Origin of the sequence: Micromonospora sp. NPDC047730, assembly GCF_043204765.1 — a bacterium.
In the GTDB taxonomy this organism is placed as follows: domain Bacteria; phylum Actinomycetota; class Actinomycetes; order Mycobacteriales; family Micromonosporaceae; genus Micromonospora.
Map to the genome: position 1 here is coordinate 147,164 of NZ_JBIDCU010000013.1, position 16,533 is coordinate 163,696.

The following is a 16,533-nucleotide window of genomic DNA, read 5'->3' on the forward strand; positions in this document are numbered from 1 at the left end:
GCGGCGGAATCCTTCATCGGCGACGCGCCCGGCCGGCCCGCGCGCCGCCCTGCCGGGCGCGCCAGGTGGCGCCGGTGCGCATCAGGACGGATCCGGCGACGGGTGGGCTGCCGACGCCACGACGGGTCTCGCGCCGGAACCGCCCGGCTCGCCCGTCGGCGAAGGAGCAGCGGTTCGGGTTCCGGTGCGGGAGCGCTGGGTCAGGACGACGCAGGCGAGCACCACGAACGCCGCGGCGACCGAGGCCGGAGCGACGGCCTCGCCGACCAGCAGCGCCGACCAGGTCAGGGTGAGGACGGGCTGGGCGAGCTGGATCTGTCCGACCTGCGCGATGCCGCCGCGGGCGAGGCCCGCGTACCAGGCGAAGAAGCCCAGGAACATGGAGACCGCGGTGAGGTAACCGAACGCTGCCCAGGCGACGGCGCCGGCGTGCGGTCGGTGGACCGTGGTGGCCGCGGCCGTGACGGGCAGGGTGACGGGCAGCGACAGCAGCAGTGCCCAGCAGATCGTGCGGGCGCCGCCCAGTTCGCGGGCGAGCGCACCGCCCTCGGCGTATCCCAGGCCGCACAGCGCGACCGCCGCGAGCAGGTACAGATCCGCGAGGGACAGGGCGCCGCTGACCGCGCCGCTGACGATGAGGAACGCCAGGACCGCCAGCAGCCCGCCGATGCTCGCGACCCAGAACAGCGGCGGCGGACGCTCTCCGGCGCGCAGCACCGCGAACATCGCGGTCATGGCCGGCAGCACGGCGACGACGACCGCACCGTGCGCCGAGGTCTGCGTCGTCAGGGCCAGCGAGGTGAACAACGGAAAGCCGACGACGACACCGAGCGCGACGATCGACAGGCGCCGCCACTGACCTCGGCTGGGCCGCGGCGCGCCGGTGGATCTCAGGTACGCCCATGCCAGCAGCGCCGCGCCGACGGCCCGGCCGAAGGCGACGAACCAGGGGTCAAGCTCCTGCACGGCGACGCGGGTCATGGGCAGCGACATGCTGAAGGCCAGCACGCCCAGCGCTCCGAGGGCGAGCCCGACGGTGCGATCCGCTGTTACCGCGCTCGTGGCAGTAGCGCTACTCTTGTCCTTCATGGGCAACGGTAACGCAGTCGAGCGTGTCATCCAAGATCTGCGCGCGCTCGTCGCCAGGGCCGACCCGGGGGACCGGCTGCCGTCGGTACGCGAGCTGACCGCGCGCCACCAGGCCTCCCCGGTGACGGTCACCGAGGCAATCCGGCAGCTCGCCGCAGAGGGACTGGTCGAGGCGCGATCAGGGCGGGGCACCTTCGTGGCCGCCGCGCCCACGCGGCAGCCCGGGGCGGACCTGTCCTGGCAGACCGTGGCGCTCGGCCCTCGCCCACCCGGCGAGGAGGACATGCAGGCGTTACTGGCGCTACCACCCTCGGACGCGATACCGCTGTCCGGCGGCTACCTGGACCCGGATCTCCAACCGGCAGCCGCGCTCGGTGCCGCGCTGGCCCGAGCCGCCCGACAGCCCGCGTCGTGGCAGCGCGGCCCGGCCGAGGGCCGCGAGGACCTGCGCGCCTGGTTCGCCCGCGAGGCCGGAGGCGGGCTGAGCGCCGGCGACATGGTGATCTGCCCGGGCGGGCAGGCCGCGCTGTCCTCCGCGCTCCGCGCGCTCGCCGCCCCCGGTGACACCCTGCTCGTCGAGTCGCCGACCTACCTGGGCGCGCTGGCCACGGCCCGCGCCGCCGGACTGCGGGTGGTGCCCGTCCCCGCCGACGCCGACGGCGTACGGCCCGACCAACTGGCCGCCGCGTTCACCCGCACCGGCGCGCGGTTGTTCTACTGCCAACCGCTGTACGCCAACCCCACCGGCGCGACCCTGGCGGCCCACCGCCGCGCCGAGGTCTGCGCCGCCGTACGCGACGCCGGGGCGTTCCTGATCGAGGACGACTACGCCCGGGACCTCGCCATCGACGGCGAGGCCACACCTCCACTGGCCGCCGACGACCCCGACGGACACGTCGTCTACCTGCGCTCCCTGACCAAGTCCGCCGCGCCCGGGCTCCGTGTCGCGGCGATCGGCGCCCGTGGCCCGGCCGGCGCCCGCCTGCGGGCAGGCCGACTGCTCGACGACTTCTTCGTGGCCGGCCCCCTGCAGCAGGCCACGATCGAGTTCGTCACCTCCCCGGCGTGGGCGCGTCACCACCGCACCGTGCGCGCCGCGTTGCAGGCGCGGCGCGCGGCACTGCTGGCCGCGCTGCGGCGGCACCTGCCCCCACTCGCCCCGCAGGTGGTTCCGCGGGGCGGCCTGCACCTGTGGGCCCGCCTGCCCGACGGCACCGACGACGTCGCGCTGGCCGCCGCCGCGGCCCACGAGGGCGTCGTGGTCTTCCCCGGGCGGCCGTGGTACGCCGCCGAACCCCCGGCACCACACCTGCGCCTCACCTACGCGGCCGCGCCACCCGACCTCATGGACGAGGCCGTCCGCAGGCTCTCCCGCGCGCTGGCGAGCCGGACGGCAGCTGCCTGACGCGTCCGGCCGGCGATCCCGTTCCCAGGCCCACAGCGGTCGGTCCACGCCGGCAGGACTCCCCGAGCATCCTCACGGCCGGTCCAACTCGGGCAGGGGCAGGATCCGGGCCAGGAACGCCCGCAGGTCCCGTTCCTGGTGCCGCTGGGCCCACTCCATCAGGCGGGAGACCTCCGCCTGATACAGCCGGCCGAGCTCGCCGAGCGTGGACACGCAACTCGCCTCGACGGCTCCGCCCTCGTCCAGGTCGGCGTCGTGCACCGCGAACACGGCGACGCCGTCCGGCCGGGGAACGAGCTTCACGAAATAGGCGCCTTCCCAGAAGTAGAAATCCGCCTCCTCACCGCCGGCGGCCTCCCGGATCGCGGCCCGCAGCGAGCCGAGGAACGACAGCGGAGAGTCGGCCCAGTGCCGTTCGGGAAAGTCGTGGCCGTCGATGGTGATCCAGGTCTGGCCGTGCAGGTGGAGTTCGGGTGCACGTGCGTCGACCCGCAGGCTGTCCAACGGAATGTTGATCGCGAACATGCTCCGAGCCTCTGTCAACGAGCCGGCGGCCGGCGGCTTCGGCCGGAGCGCGACGGATTCACTGCGGGTAGATCGATCTCATCCGGCCGCCGCCACGGGGAATCTGGAACCGCACTTTCCTGCCGTCGACCACGGCGGTCGCCTGGACCATTCGTGTCTCAGGATCGTAGCCGACCACGCGCGGGTTGTTCCGCAACGCCGCCCGGGCGATGGACTCCAGTTCCGCGTCGGTGATCTTCGCCGGCCACAGGTCCTTGCCGCTGGTCACCCCGGCACCGCCCAGGACGTGGTTCCGCCGTACGTGCGCGATGTCGAGCCCCTCGTAGGAGTTGGGAACCTTGATCCCCTTCAGCGCCTTCGCGCCACGTTTCATCGCGCAGTTGTGCACCAGGACAGGCGTGTCTCCGGCCAGCACGTAGAAGGTGTGGACGTTGGCGACGGTGAGGTTGTGGACGGTCAGGTTCCGCTGGTAGGCGCGCATACCGGTGACGCGGACCGGGCGGGAGCCTGGCGGGCCGGCGAGGGCCGCGCCGGGGCGTAGGTCGCCGGCGTCGATCCAGGCCCGCCGGTCGGGGTTCCAGAACGGGTGGCCGGCCGTCGCGGTGACGGTGCCGGTCTGCCGGCCGTCGGTGACGGTGAGCTGGTCGAGGTGTTTCGGGCCGCCGCCGGTGATCTGGGCGAGCACGGGCTCGCCGGTGGTGCGGCCGGTGACCGGATCGGTTGCGCGGACCCGGACGCCCGGGGTGACCCGTTCGATCGGGCGGGCGCTGCCGTCGGCGAGCAGGACGAGGGTGCCGGGGACGAAGCTGTTGGGCGTCGGGCATTCCGTGGAGTTGCGCTGCTGCCGCTGCCGTTCGAGCAGCCGGTCCACCTCGACCTTGGTGACGGCCTGTGCGATCACCTCGGCGCGGGCATGTGAGCGGACGGTGTAGGTGACCGACCGGCCGGTGGCCCTGGACTCCGCCTTGGCCCTGGCCCGCTTCTCGGCGTCGACGGCGGCCCACACCGGGCCGGCCTCCGGGGCCGAGCAGGACTGCTGACCGGAGACGGTGTTCCCGGTGAGCGGAAGGGTCCTCGGAGGGCTGCTGCAGCCGCCGGCCCGCCGCCCCTCGATGTCCATGGTGACCGTCATGCTGACGGTGATCTGGCCGGCGGTGATGCGGGTCGCGGCGTCGGTGGACAGCGTTCCGGTGAAGCTCTGCCGGACGTGGCAGCCACTGGGCCTGCACTTTAGGGTGCCGTCGCCTTCCAGAGCGAAGTCGACGTCCGCGTCCTCGGCGCCGGCCAGTTGCGCGGTCTCGGCCGCGAGGGTGTCGTACATCTGCTCGGCCTGGCCGTCGGAGAGCGGAGCGATGTCCAGACTGTCGAAAGCCGCGGCGTCGGACGGGGCTTCGTCCTGACCGGTCGGCTGCGGTTGACCCGACCGTGGCGTCTCGGTGCCCGGCTCCAACCGCAGTACGCGGTACGGTGGGTCCTTGGCCACCAGGAGGGTGCCCGCCGCCGTGTCGGCCCGCAACGCCGGCACCCCGTCCACCGAGAGGGCCGGCAGGTCCGGGTCCTCGGGCGCGGGCAGCCTGGGCAGCGCGTCCAGGGCCTCCGACAGTTGATCAGCAAGCGCGCCAGGGGAGACGAGCTGTTCGGACATCGGGCCGAGCAGCCGCCTCGTGTAGCCGCCGGTCCGCCACCGGGCCCACCGCCCGTTGCTCGTCTCGTAGCCGTAGACCCGTCCACCGACCCGGAGCACCTTCAGATCCATGTTCAGGTCCGGCACGCTGACGGTGCCGTACTGCTCCCCGTGGGCGGTGACCGTGATGTCCCGCCGCGTCTGCTTGCCAGTGAACGCCGCGTCCGTCGCGGCACCCGTGTAACGCACTCCGCGGGCGTTCCCGAGGCTGGCCACCGCCTGGTCGAAGGGCTCCCGATTGCGTTCGGGCGTCGGCAGGTTCAGCCATACGACGAGGCCGGCGACCAGGGCGAGCACCAGGCCGGCGCAGCCGAACAGCAGTGCCTTCCGCCGTCGACCCGGTGACGCCGACGACACCGCGCCATCCGGCGGCCGCTCGTTGCTCTGCTGCGGGTCTCCCGGCTCGGTCATGTGTCCGTCCTCCACCGTGCAACACGACAGTCATCTATGTCTATGTGTGCAAGCTAGTCGACGCCGGCAAGGGAAGATCTCCGATGGTCAGGTGCCGACCGCCACCGCGGTGCCGAGGCCGAGCATGGTGACGCCGGCCGCCGCCTGCAGGAAGCGCTGCACGGCTGGGCTCTTGGCTCGGGCACGGCCCTTGTCGACGGTCCAGGCGTACAGGCAGAACCAGGTGCCGGAGACGGTGGCCCAGACGGCGCCGAGGGCGATCGAGGAGGCCAGCACCGGGCCGTCGGCGGTGACGAACTGCGGGATGAGGGACACCGCGACCACGCCGGCCTTGGGGTTGCGAGGCTGGTCGCCACACCGATCGCGAAGCTCCTGCGGTCGCCGGTGCCGCCGCCGGTGCCGCCTCCGGCGGTGCCGGAGGTCGGGTTCAGGTAGCCGCGCCGCAGCCGGAACCGCCCGCTTCGTCTCCCTCGCCGCGGTTGCGTGCCTCGGCTCAGGTCCGTGGCTCCCCGCTCCACTGGTTGAGCAGTCGATGTTCGTCCGACCCCGGCAGGTATCGCGGCACAGGGCCGGCAGCCGGCATTGTCCGATCGTCACGTAAGGGGCGGACTGGTTCACCCGGCGGGCAGCAACTGGGCAGACTGGGGCGATGCCCGTCGTTGCTCCGCCCGTTCCCCCCGCCCACCGTCGTCGTACCCACGCGCTGGTCGCGGTGGTCGCCGCGCTCGCCGTAGCGGCCGCGGCCGGTGCCTGGTCGCTGCGGGACCCGGATGCCGGCGGCGGCGCATCGGCGCCGGGTGACGCGTCCGCCATCGCTGCGGCGCCTGGCACCGGCCCGAGGGACGGCACCCCGACCTGCGCCGGCCGGGCGGCCCGGGCGCCCCGAGAGTTGCGCGGCATGTGGATCACGACGGTGAACAACATCGACTGGCCGAGCCGGCGCGGGCTGCCGGCCGAGACGGTGCGGGCGGAGTTCCGGGGCTGGCTGGACCTGGCCGTGCGGCGCAACCACAACGCGGTCTTCGTGCACGTGCGGCCGAGCGGGGACGCGCTCTGGCCGTCGGAGTACGCGCCGTGGTCGGAGTGGCTGACGGGGCGGCGCGACGGCCGCGACCCGGGCTGGGACCCGATGGAGTTCATGGTCACCGAGGCGCACGCCCGCAACCTGGAGTTCCACGCCTGGTTCAACCCGTACCGGGGCGGGCAGCCGGCCACGGTGGGCGGACCCGGCCCCCGGCTGGACCGGCTCGCGCCGACCCACCCGCTGCGCCGGCATCCGGACTGGGTGGTGACCTATCCCAGCGCCGACAAGCCCGGTAGCCGCCTCTACTTCAACCCGGGCATCCCCGAGGCGCGCACCTTCGTCGAGGACTCGATGTTGGAGGCGGTGCGGCGGTACGACGTCGACGGGGTGCACTTCGACGACTTCTTCTACCCCTATCCGGAGGCTGGGCAGGACTTCCCCGACGACGCGGCGTTCGCCCGGTACGGCGGGCGGTCCGCGGACAAGCACGACTGGCGCCGGGACAACGTGAACACCCTCGTGCGGGAGATGAGCGAGCGGATCAAGGTGATCAAGCCGTGGGTGAAGTTCGGCATCAGCCCGTTCGGCATCTGGCGGAACAAGCGCACCGACCCGGCCGGCTCCGCGACAGCCGGGCTGCAGAGCTACGACGACATCTACGCCGACACCCGACTCTGGGTGCGGGAGCAGTGGCTGGACTACGTCGTGCCGCAGCTCTACTGGCACATCGGGTTCGACAGGGCCGACTACGCCACGCTGCTGCCGTGGTGGGCGGCCATGGTGAAGGGCACCCGCGTGCAGCTCTACATCGGCCAGGCCGACTACCGGGTGGGCGAGCGCGGCGCCTGGCGCGACCCGGCCGAGCTGGACCGCCAGCTCGCCCTCAACCGGCGGCACGGGGTGAGCGGGAGCGTGCACTTCAGCGCCCGGCAGGTGCGCGCCGACAAGCTCGGGGCGGTCAGCCGGTACAGCGGGGCGCACTACGCCGGCCCGGCACTCGTGCCCGCGATGGCGCACCTACCAGCGGCACCGCCGGCCGCCCCCACGGTCACCGGCGCGCGCCGTCACGGCGACGGCGAGGTGGCGCTGACCTGGCGCGGGGACGGGGCCGCGAGCTTCGCCGTCTACCGGGTGGACGGCGATGCGGCCCGGCTCGTCGGCACCGTCCGGGGTACGGGCTGGGTCGACCGCACCGCCCCGACCGACCGTTCGCTCTCCTACTGCGTGTCCGGGCTGGATCGCAGCGGAAACGAGGGCCGACTCAGCGTGCCGGTGTCCGTCGCCGCACCGTGAGAGCCTGTCCGTTCTGCGGTGCTGTGGCCGCTGCCTGAGCGACCGCGCCTCGTGGTCCACGTGCCGGGGCCGGTGTGGTGTGGGCTGACCTAGTCGGACCGGACGGTGAGCGGGACGCCGCGCAGGTCGGGCACCTCCTGCCGGCGCGGCTCCCGGGTCAGTGTCGCGGTGAATTCCTCCGGCCGAACCTCCAGGTACGGCGGGGCCTCGACGTCGCGGAACCCGCCTGCGGCGACCACGGCCGGTGTGGGGCACTGCCGCTCCGGGCGTACCTGGATGATCTGCCCCGGCTGGACCAGGTACGAGGGGCGGTTGACCTTGCCGCCGTCCAGGGTGAACGTGTTGTGCTCGACCAGGCTGCGGGCCTCGCCGACGGTGCGGGCGAAGCCGGCGCGGTGCACCAGCGCGTCCAGCCGCTGCTCCAACTGCCCGGCCAGGTTCTCCGCCGCGTCGCCGGGCTGCCCGGCGGCCGTCACCAGGGCCCGGACCAGTTGCCGCTCCCGCAGGTCGTACGCGGCCCGGATCTGCCGCCGCTCCGCGTCGGGCAGTCGGTAGCCGCGCGGGGCGCGGCGCGGCCCGCCCCGGACACCGATCGGATGCCGCTGCCGGCGCAGTCGGTAGCCATGCGCCGGCTTCAGCGGCACGTCGTCGGTCGGCGCGATGTTGACCTTGGAGCGGAGCGTCATGGTGCCTCCCTGGCTGTCGTGGGTCACCACTCTGTCCCGCAGCGGGGTGAGCCTGCCCCACCCGGTCCGGGTGATCCGCCCCGCGCAGGGGCGCGTCGAGACCTGGGACGGCCCTGCGGTCGGGCGCGACGAGGCCGACCTTGCTGTTCGACCGGGCCGCAAGGCGACGAAGAAGGGCGGAAGGCGGGGCCCGTCAGTCGGCCAGGGTCGGCTTGTACGCGACGACCAACTCCCAGGTGCCGGGCAGCACCGCCACCCGCTCGAAGCCGACCTCCGCGAGCAGCTTGGTGTAGAACTCCGCCTCGCGCAGCCGGCTGACGCAGCTGTCCACGCCGATCAGGAAGTAGCTCCAGAAGAACTGCATGGCCAGCCGGTCCGGAGTGCGGAACTCCTCGCAGATCAGCAGCAGCCCACCCGGCTCCAGCGCCGCGTACGCCTGCTCCACCAGGTGACGGGCCACCTCGTTCGGCCAGTCGTGCAGCACCCGCACGAACGACATCGCGTCGTACCCCTTGGGCAGCGGCTCGGTCAGGAAGTCGCCGCCGACGAACCCCAGCCGCTCGGTGTGCCCCCGCGCGACCCGGGTGGCCGCCACCAACGGCGCCACCGCCGGCAGGTTGTAGACGTCGGCCCGCAGGCCCGGCGCGGTGTCGAGGACGTGCGCGGCGAGCGTCCCGTCGCCGCCGCCCACCTCCAGCAGGCGGCGCCGGTCCGGCCACAGCAGATCGGCGTGCCGCCGCACCGCTTCGATCACCGGTCCCAGCCCGACGGCCATGCTGCGCTCGAACTCGGCGGTCTGCGCGTCGGTCTTCGGCGGCCAGGCGAAGTCGTCGTCGCCGATGCTGACCTGGCCGCGCAGGCTCTCGGGCAGCCGGCCGTGCAGCCGCCGCCAGGGATAGCGGTCCCGGTCACGCTCGACCGCGCCGGGGCCGACCACCGCGGCGACCGCGTCGCGCAGCCCCGGCACGGCCCGGTAGCTGGTCGTGCCGATGTCGTCGTCGGGCTCGTCGCGCGTCAGGAAGCCCAGGCTCTCCAGGCAGTCGAGAAACTTGTAGAGCCGTAGCGGGCGTACCCCGAACCGGGTGGCCAGCGCGTCGAGACGGACGGGCCCGGGCTCCAGCGCGTCGAGCAGGCCCATGCCGAACGCCGTCTCCAGCACGTCCATGGCCTTGGGACCGTTGGCGAGCAGGCTCATCAGCGCCCGCGGCGAGAGGGTCACGGTCACCGGTGCAGCTCCTTCTCCAGCGCGTCCATGAACGCGTCGACCTCGTCGAGGGTGTTGTAGACGTGCGGACCGATCCGCAGGTAGCCGCGCCAACTGCAGATCAGGTCACGGGCGGCGAGTCGTCGCTTCACCGCCTCGCCGTCGGGGACGTCCAGGCACACCACGCCGCCGCGGCGGTGCGGCGCGGTGGGGCTGACCACCGCGATGCCGGCCTCGCCGGCCCGGTCCAGGACCCGCTGGGTGAGGGCCAGCGACTGCCGCCGGATGGCCTCGGTGCCGATCCCGGCCAGCAGGTCCAGGCCGACCTGGGAGACCAGGGAGGTGACCGGGTACGGCGTGCCACCGGCGAACCGCCGGGCGTCGGGCGCCCAGCCGGTGGACGGCTGGAACGTGAGCGCCCGGTCGCCGGCCTGCCAGCCGGTGGCGGCCGGCGTCAGCTCCGGCACCAGGTCGGGGCGGACGTAGAGGAAGGCGGTGCCGACGCCGCAGAGCCACTTGTGCGCGCCGCCGAGGACGACGTCGACACCGAGGGCGGTGACGTCCATCGGCACCACCCCCACGGTCTGGAAGGCGTCCACCACCACCAGCGCGCCGACGTCGTGGGCGCGGGCGACCAGGCGGGGCAGGTCGACGGTGGCGCCGGAGGTGAAGCTGGCGTGCGACACGCACACCAGCAGCGTCCGTTCGTCGAGGCGCGCCTCCAGGGCCTCCTGGTCGAGGTGGGGACCGCCGGTGCCGACCGCGTCGAGGCGGGCGCCGTAGCGGCCGAACGCCCGGAAGACGAACGGCACCGTCGGGTACTCCAGGTCGGTGGTGACGACCCGGTAGCGCGGCGGGCGGTAGTCGAAGCAGGACGCCACCCGGGCGAGCAGGGTGCTCAGGTTCGCGTCGGTGACCACGCTGCCCGGCGGTGCGCCGATCAGGGCGGCCACCGAGTCGGCGTACCGGTCGAGGCCGACGTGCCAGCCCTGCCACACGTCGTCCCGCCAGGTGCGCAGCGTCTCCCAGTAGTCGTGCAGCACCCGCTCCGCGCCCCTCGGCACCGCGCCGGTGGAGTTGTTGTTCAGGTAGACACAGGTCTCGAGCAGGGGGAACTCGGCGCGCAGCGCGGCCTGCGCGGCGGCGTCGAGGCACCGGGGCGCGTCAGGCCCGGGCGCGGGGTGGGATCGACTCACGCGGTGCCGCCTCCAATCGGGTCGACCGGGTGGGAATCGGCGGTGACGGCCGTGAAGACCGGCACGTCGCGGACCGCCGCCAGATAAGGGGTGCCCTCCGTGTAGCCGGTCCCGGAGCGGGGACCGAGCATCCGGGTGGCGATCCGGTGGTGCGTGCGCCGCCACTGCGACAGGGCCCCGGCGAACGTCTCCATCCGCCGCGCCACCAGCATGCGGTCCGCGCCGTCGAGCCGGCCCGCACGCACGGCCGACCGGTACGCCTCGTCGATCGTCGGCTGGCCGGCCCGCACCAGGGACCGCACCTCCGGCACCGACCGGTAGGCCACCGAGTCCAGCCGGTCTCCTTCCGGCGTACGGCAGAGCGACTCCACGAGCTTGTAGGAGCGGGACTGGATGGCGCTGGCCCCCTCGGTGTACTGCCGGAACGTCCGGAACGACTCCGTCTGCATGGTGGCCAGCAGCGAGAAGAGCGGGCCGGCGGCGCCGAGCAGGTCCCCGGCGTACCCCAGCCGGTCGGCCGCCGCACGTGGCACGGCCCCGGCCAGCGCGGCGACGGCGGCGCGCAGCTCGTCGGCGACCCCGGCGAAGAGGCACTCGTACGCCTGGAGCACCCGGATGAACAGGTATTCGTCGTGGGTCACGTGGACCGGCAGCATGCTCAGCCGCAGCGTTTGATCCCCGTCGGCGTCGAGGTCGGCGGCGACGGCGTGCAGCGCGGTGGCGGTGGTCGTCGGACCGCCGTCGCCGACCGCCCCGGTCAGGCCGAGGCGGGCCAGCGGGGGCAGGGCGGCCCGGACGCCGAGGCGGCAGCGTTTGGTCACCACCGGCGGCCCCGGACGCTGCTGCGGGAGCAGGTCGGTGGTGTGGGCGGCGGCGGCCAACTCGAAGGCCAACGCGTCGGCGACCAGGCGGACGAACAGCCGGTCACGGGCGCGCCGGGCGGTGGCGTCGTCCTCGGCCGGGGGCGGGTCGTCCGCGCCGCAGGGCAGCCGGAGCACGCGTAGGGCCAGGTAGCTGCGGTAGTCGTAGCGGCCGTCCCACTTGTCGAGCGTCACGTCGAGGAAGTCGCTCAACAGCCGCGCCTCGTCGTCGCCGGCCGTCGTCGCGCCGGCCACTCTCGCCCGCGTCTCGTCGAGCAGGGCGAGGAGTTCCTTTTCGACGAAGTGTTTGCCGACCCGATGGAATTCGCGCAGCACCGCCGGGTAGGGGAAAGTGCGCGGGTCGGCCGTACCGGACAACCAGCTCGTCAATTCGTGCACGAAGCGCCCCTCGACATTTCCGAATCGGCACCACAATGGGAGGACGCCGGTCACCGCCGGCAAGTGCGGATGTCAGGGCTTGGCGGCACCGGAATCGTCGGCCGCGGGCTGGAGTCGGGCCTGCCACAAATCGGGAAAGAACCGGTGCCCGACAAGTTTGGCGAGCATGGTGGCCGGGCTGCCCGGGGTGCCGGCCGGAGCGTGACCGCCGACCCGCAGGGCCACCTGGTAGTGCCGCGTGCGCCACAGCGACACCCGCTCGTCCCACTCCACCATCGCCTCCGCCAGCCGGTGGACGGGGTCCGCCGGGTCTGCCGGGCACAACGCCGTCGCCGGGATCCCCCGGTCGGCGAGGCAGTCGGCGAACGCGCGCCCGAGTTGCCGGCTGGCCGCCTGGACCTGCCGCCAGCCTGGCGACTCGGCGCCGGAGCCGTTGCCCAGCGCGGGCTGCATCGCCTGGAAGTCCACGGGGGAGAGGTGTCGGAACATCTCCAGCTGGTCGGTGATCAGCCGCACGGCGAGCGTCGCCCGCGCCAGCAGCGCCTCGGCCACCGCGGGGTCCCCGGCGCCCACCCGGGCGGTCGCCTCGGTCAACTCGGCCGCCGCCAGTTTGAGCCACAGCTCGGCTGACTGGTGCACCACCTGGAAGAGCAGTTCGTCGCGGTGGATCATCTCGGCCGGCGACCGTTGCAGGTCGAGCAGCGCGTCCGTACGCATATAGCGTGCATAGTCGGTGGCGCCGCTGCCCGGCAGCACAGGCGACTGGTCACGCTTCACGGAATAACCTTTCGGTCGGATCGGCACGCCGGGATCAGCCGTGCGTCGGCGGCAAGTATGCAACGACCGGAAGCGATGCGCTACCCCTTGATTGCAGCCCGTTTGCGCCGGGCCGAGAAAGGGCTGCAGGTTCGCCCAGGGCGAGTGTTCAATGCATCACATATGACGATCCTGATCAATGTGCGTGAGAGGGTGTTTGAGAAGATCTGCTGTGGACGGTGTGGCGGCAGGACAGCCGTCCGGGCGTCGGGCCGGGATGCCGAACCCAGCGCGGCGGTCCTGTACGGGCAGTCTGTCAAGACCTCCGGTAAGAGGGTGTCGATCGTGACGGGCGGCAGGTCGTAGGATCCCGGACCACGGTGACGGGCCTTCGGTCGAAGGCGGTCTATGCGCCTGGAGTAGGCTTCGGAAGAAGTCTGTACATCCGGTGCAAGGCGCCCGCGTGCGTGTTGAGAGCGGAAGGACCACTCGATGGATGAGCAGACCGAGATGGCTGTTGATGGCGAGGCGATCACCCGGCTCGATACCGGCGTAGCGCACATCGCGCGGGTCTACGACTACCTGCTCGGGGGCAAGGACAACTTCGCCAGCGACCGCGTGGCAGCCGGCGAACTCGTGAAGGTCCTGCCGTCCATCGTGCCGGCTGTCCGGGGGTGTCGCGCGTTCCTGATCCGGGTGGTGCGGTACCTGGCCGCCGAGGCCGGCATCCGCCAGTTCCTCGACATCGGCACGGGGCTGCCCACGGCGAACAACACCCATGAGACTGCTCAGCAGGCAGCCCCCGACAGCCGGGTCGTGTACGTGGACAACGATCCCTTGGTGCTCGTGCACGCGCGCGCGTTGCTGACTAGCAGCCCGGAGGGAAAGACCGCCTACCTCGATGCCGACCTGCGGGATCCCGGGAAGATCCTCAAGGAAGCGGCCGAAGCCCTGGACTTCAGCCGCCCGGTCGCGGTCATGCTGGTCGGGGTGCTGCACTGCATCCCCGACGACGGCGATCCCTGGGCGATCGTCAACCAGATCATGGCGGCCGTACCGCCAGGCAGCTATCTGGTTGTCGGCGCGCCGGCCAGCGACGTCCAGGCCGAGGCCGAGAAGGGCGCCGCGGGACTGAACGCCAGGCTCGCCGAGCCTGTTACGTTCCGGTCCCGCGGCCAGATCGCCCGGTTCCTCGACGGGCTGGAGATCCTGGAACCCGGGGTCGTCCAGTACCCACACTGGCGCCCGGACCCGGGCGCCGAGCCAGTCCCGGACACGCCGGCCTGGTGCGCGGTCGCCCGCAAGAACTGAAACGTCCGGCCCGATCGAAGCGTCCGGACGATGGCGTCCGCGCCTCAGACTGAGGTGGGTCATTGGCCGCAGGCCGTCGGCGGTTGCCACGACCTCGAACGTGGACCCGACGAACACCGGCGCGGCGCCGTACCGGCCGCGAGGGTGCCCTGCCGGGTTCGGAACGCGGGTTGTCGGTGGTGCGGGCTACGGTGGCGCGATGACCACCAGCGAGTACCCGTGGGAGCCGCCCCTCGCCGGCACCGAGGTCGAGCATCTCGTCGGCGCGCTCGACCGGCTGCGAACGACCTTTCGTTGGAAGGCCGACGGCCTCGACGCCGCCGCGCTGCGGACCCGCTTCGGCGCCTCCTCGCTGACCCTCGGCGGCCTGCTCAAGCACCTCGCCGCGGTGGAGGACAGCACCTTCACGACCAAGCTGACCGGGCAGGCGGTCGGCGCGCCGTGGGAGGGCACGGCCTGGGACGGCGGCAACGACTGGCCGTTCACCTCCGCCGCCACCGACACCCCCGAGCAGCTCTACGCGCTGTGGGACGGCGCCGTCGAACGGTCCCGCGCGAGGCTCGACGCCGCCCTGGCCGACGGCGGGCTCGACCAACTCGTCCACGCCGCCACGCCCGACGGCCGCCACGCCAGCCTGCGCCGGCTCGTCTGCGACCTCGTCGAGGAGTACGGCCGGCACACCGGCCACGCCGACCTGCTCCGCGAGGCGGTGGACGGACTGGTCGGTGAGGACCCGCCGGCCGGCTGGCGCCCGCGCGGGAACGGCTGACCGCCCGACGAGTGGACGTGCTGGCCTCGGGGCCGGGTTCGTTTGCGGGTGGCCCGGCCCCGAGGGCAGGTCAGTGCGTCGCCGGCACCTCCACCTCGAGCGGCTCCAGGTCGTCGCGGACGGCCTTGACCTCCCAGTAGAAGGCGTGCGAGGCCGGCGACCCGTCGACGGTGCGGACGCGGAATGCCCCGTCCTTCACCCGGCTCGCGGCCAGCGCGGAGACCGGCTCGTCGTCGTCGAAGACCGGCGTCAGGTGCACGGTCCGGCCCTCCGGCCGGGTCAGCGCCTCGAAGTACGCGGGCAGTTCGACGGTGGCGGTGCCGCCGTCGAGCCGCGCCTCACCCCGGTAGTAGACACCGTTCTCCGGTCCCTCGATGGCGGCGTGGATGAGCTGGCGGCGTTCGGTGGCGTCGGGGGCGTCCAGCGGGTGGTCGATGGCGAACTGCTTGGACTTGCCCTTGATCACGCCGGTGCTGGCCATCAGGCTGATCGTGTAGCCGCCCGACTCCGTGCCGAGATAGATCGCGCCGGAGGAGAACAGGTCGAACGTGCTGATGCCGCCGCCGCTCCAGGAGGGCACCGTGTTCGGGCTGACGGCGACGCCGAGCTGGCCGTTGATCTGGACGTTCCCGCCGAAGAAGCCGCGCTTCTCGACCCACAGGCAGCCGGTCTCCGGGCCGGTGCCGCCGCCGTAGCCGATGTAGACGCCGGCGCTGTTGAGCAGGTAGAGCCGTTCGGGGCCGTTGATGTGCAGCCGGTGGGCGCCGCTGAGGTAGCCGGAGGCCGGCATGGAGATGTTCCCGCCCGTCCACAGGCCACCCTGCACCGTCAGGTCGCCGTTGCCGTTGGCGTCCTTGACCACGGTGACCCCGCCGGTGGCCCGCACGGCGAAGCCGCCCTCGGCGGTCAGCGACAGCCCGCCGCGCCCGCGTAGGCTCGCCGCCCGCAGCTCCTTGACCGCCAGGTCGGCGTACGGCTTGCTGCCCTCGCCGTAGCCGAGCCCCGGCACGTCGTTGCTGCGGTCGACCAGTTCGAAGCCCTTGCCGGCCCGGAACGACAGCTGCGCGTGCTGCACGCCGGGGCCCCAGAAGCCGAGCCCGGTGACCACCTGCCCTGGGGAGACGGCCGCCCCCTCCATACTGCCCAGGTGCAGCATGCCGCCGGCGATGCGCAGCCGGTCCGCGTTCTGCTGGGTGAAGGCGATGATGTCGTCGGCGTCGTTGTTGTTGGCGATGCGCAGGATGGTGTTCTCGCCGCTGTACGGCCAGTACCGGATGTACGCCTCGTCGCCGGCGCCGCCGCCGGGGTCGCTCGGAAAGGTGATGCCGGACTGGGCGCCGCCGCCGACGGCCGGCACGATGGCCCCGACCGGGACCCGGAGGCCCGCGGCCACCCGCCCGGTGCCCTGCACGGTGATCGTGCCGCCGGCGCGGGTGACCGTGCCGAGCACGATGGCGTGGGCCGGGTCGGTGGGGGCCGCGGCGGAGAACTCGATGCGCCCCTCCTCGGTCCACCGGGTCTCGCCGGCGACCCCGCCCTCGTCGCGCCGCTCGGTGAGGTACTCGTGGTAGCGGATCACCACGTGCCAGCTGCTGCCCTCGGCGGGCAGGGTCTTGCGGGTGTTCTCCGCCAGCACGATCACCCGGCCGGCGCCGTCGATCGCCACGCCCTGCCCGATCGTCACGTCGCCGCCGGTGGCGGTCAGGTCGAGGCCGGTGACCACGCCCCTGGGCTGCAGCAGCCGGGCGGCGAGGTTCTGTCGGGCCAGCAGGTAGTCCAGCGCCTGGGTCAGGTCCCCGGCGCGCAGGTACTGGTGGTCGTAGTACCGGGGCCGGGCCATCGGCAGCGGCAGGTCGTTCTTCCAGGTGATCGTCATGGTGGTCTCCGCTGATCTGGTTCGGTCGGTGCGCGGGCGGGGTCG

General features: G+C 73.0%; 14 protein-coding genes. 4 read left to right on the forward strand and 10 right to left on the reverse strand.

What is annotated here, in order from left to right; all coding sequences use genetic code 11:
* Positions 1-81 precede the first annotated feature (81 nt).
* Positions 82-1,089 (reverse strand): DMT family transporter, encoded by a 1,008-nt coding sequence (locus ACGF5G_RS26315; RefSeq protein ID WP_393267338.1) that lies wholly within the window; start codon positions 1,087-1,089, stop codon positions 82-84.
* Between ACGF5G_RS26315 and ACGF5G_RS26320 the strand changes: the two genes are divergently transcribed.
* The gene (locus ACGF5G_RS26320; protein ID WP_393267341.1) at positions 1,088-2,494 is read left to right on the forward strand and encodes a PLP-dependent aminotransferase family protein; all 1,407 of its coding nucleotides are present in this window, start codon (positions 1,088-1,090) and stop codon (positions 2,492-2,494) included. The genes ACGF5G_RS26315 and ACGF5G_RS26320 overlap by 2 nt on opposite strands.
* Before the next feature lie 72 nt (positions 2,495-2,566).
* On the opposite strand, the gene ACGF5G_RS26325 is transcribed toward ACGF5G_RS26320, so the two are convergent.
* From ACGF5G_RS26325 to ACGF5G_RS26335, 3 genes are all read right to left on the reverse strand, one after another.
* A complete protein-coding gene (locus tag ACGF5G_RS26325; RefSeq protein WP_393267343.1) occupies positions 2,567-3,019 on the reverse strand; it encodes a hypothetical protein in 453 nt (150 codons plus the stop codon).
* A gap of 58 nt (positions 3,020-3,077) precedes the next feature.
* Entirely contained in the window at positions 3,078-5,114 is a 2,037-nt protein-coding gene (locus ACGF5G_RS26330; protein ID WP_393267346.1) for a polymorphic toxin-type HINT domain-containing protein, read from the reverse strand.
* An 87-nt stretch (positions 5,115-5,201) separates the two neighbouring features.
* Entirely contained in the window at positions 5,202-5,732 is a 531-nt protein-coding gene (locus ACGF5G_RS26335; protein ID WP_393267349.1) for a LysE family translocator, read from the reverse strand.
* A 31-nt stretch (positions 5,733-5,763) separates the two neighbouring features.
* Between ACGF5G_RS26335 and ACGF5G_RS26340 the strand changes: the two genes are divergently transcribed.
* Positions 5,764-7,431, forward strand: a complete 1,668-nt coding sequence (locus tag ACGF5G_RS26340) for a family 10 glycosylhydrolase (RefSeq protein ID WP_393267351.1) — start codon at positions 5,764-5,766, stop codon at positions 7,429-7,431.
* Positions 7,432-7,520: 89 nt separating this feature from the next.
* On the opposite strand, the gene rpsD is transcribed toward ACGF5G_RS26340, so the two are convergent.
* From rpsD to ACGF5G_RS26365, 5 genes are all read right to left on the reverse strand, one after another.
* Positions 7,521-8,117: a 30S ribosomal protein S4 gene (gene rpsD, locus ACGF5G_RS26345; RefSeq protein ID WP_393267354.1), complete on the reverse strand. Its 597-nt coding sequence runs from the start codon at positions 8,115-8,117 to the stop codon at positions 7,521-7,523.
* Positions 8,118-8,310: 193 nt separating this feature from the next.
* Positions 8,311-9,342, reverse strand: a complete 1,032-nt coding sequence (locus ACGF5G_RS26350; protein ID WP_393267357.1) for a methyltransferase — start codon at positions 9,340-9,342, stop codon at positions 8,311-8,313.
* The gene (locus ACGF5G_RS26355) at positions 9,339-10,517 is read right to left on the reverse strand and encodes an aminotransferase class V-fold PLP-dependent enzyme (RefSeq protein ID WP_393267359.1); all 1,179 of its coding nucleotides are present in this window, start codon (positions 10,515-10,517) and stop codon (positions 9,339-9,341) included. The genes ACGF5G_RS26350 and ACGF5G_RS26355 overlap by 4 nt, the downstream gene beginning before the upstream one ends.
* On the reverse strand, positions 10,514-11,776 hold the full coding sequence (locus ACGF5G_RS26360) for a hypothetical protein (protein WP_393267362.1): 1,263 nt from the start codon (positions 11,774-11,776) through the stop codon (positions 10,514-10,516). Before ACGF5G_RS26360 ends, ACGF5G_RS26355 begins: the two co-directional genes overlap by 4 nt.
* 72 nt (positions 11,777-11,848) lie before the next feature.
* Positions 11,849-12,553, reverse strand: a complete 705-nt coding sequence (locus ACGF5G_RS26365) for a tryptophan 2,3-dioxygenase family protein (protein WP_393267365.1) — start codon at positions 12,551-12,553, stop codon at positions 11,849-11,851.
* A gap of 471 nt (positions 12,554-13,024) precedes the next feature.
* On the opposite strand from ACGF5G_RS26365, the gene ACGF5G_RS26370 reads away from it, so the two are divergent.
* Together ACGF5G_RS26370 and ACGF5G_RS26375 are read left to right on the forward strand one after the other, a co-directional pair.
* Positions 13,025-13,843 (forward strand): SAM-dependent methyltransferase, encoded by an 819-nt coding sequence (locus ACGF5G_RS26370; RefSeq protein ID WP_393267368.1) that lies wholly within the window; start codon positions 13,025-13,027, stop codon positions 13,841-13,843.
* Between the two features lie 199 nt (positions 13,844-14,042).
* Complete coding sequence (locus ACGF5G_RS26375; protein ID WP_393267369.1) at positions 14,043-14,612, forward strand: DUF664 domain-containing protein; 570 nt, start codon at positions 14,043-14,045, stop codon at positions 14,610-14,612.
* Positions 14,613-14,682: 70 nt separating this feature from the next.
* Here ACGF5G_RS26375 and ACGF5G_RS26380 read toward each other — a convergent pair whose 3' ends face one another.
* The gene (locus ACGF5G_RS26380) at positions 14,683-16,488 is read right to left on the reverse strand and encodes a hypothetical protein (protein ID WP_393267371.1); all 1,806 of its coding nucleotides are present in this window, start codon (positions 16,486-16,488) and stop codon (positions 14,683-14,685) included.
* Between the last annotated feature and the right edge of the window lie 45 nt (positions 16,489-16,533).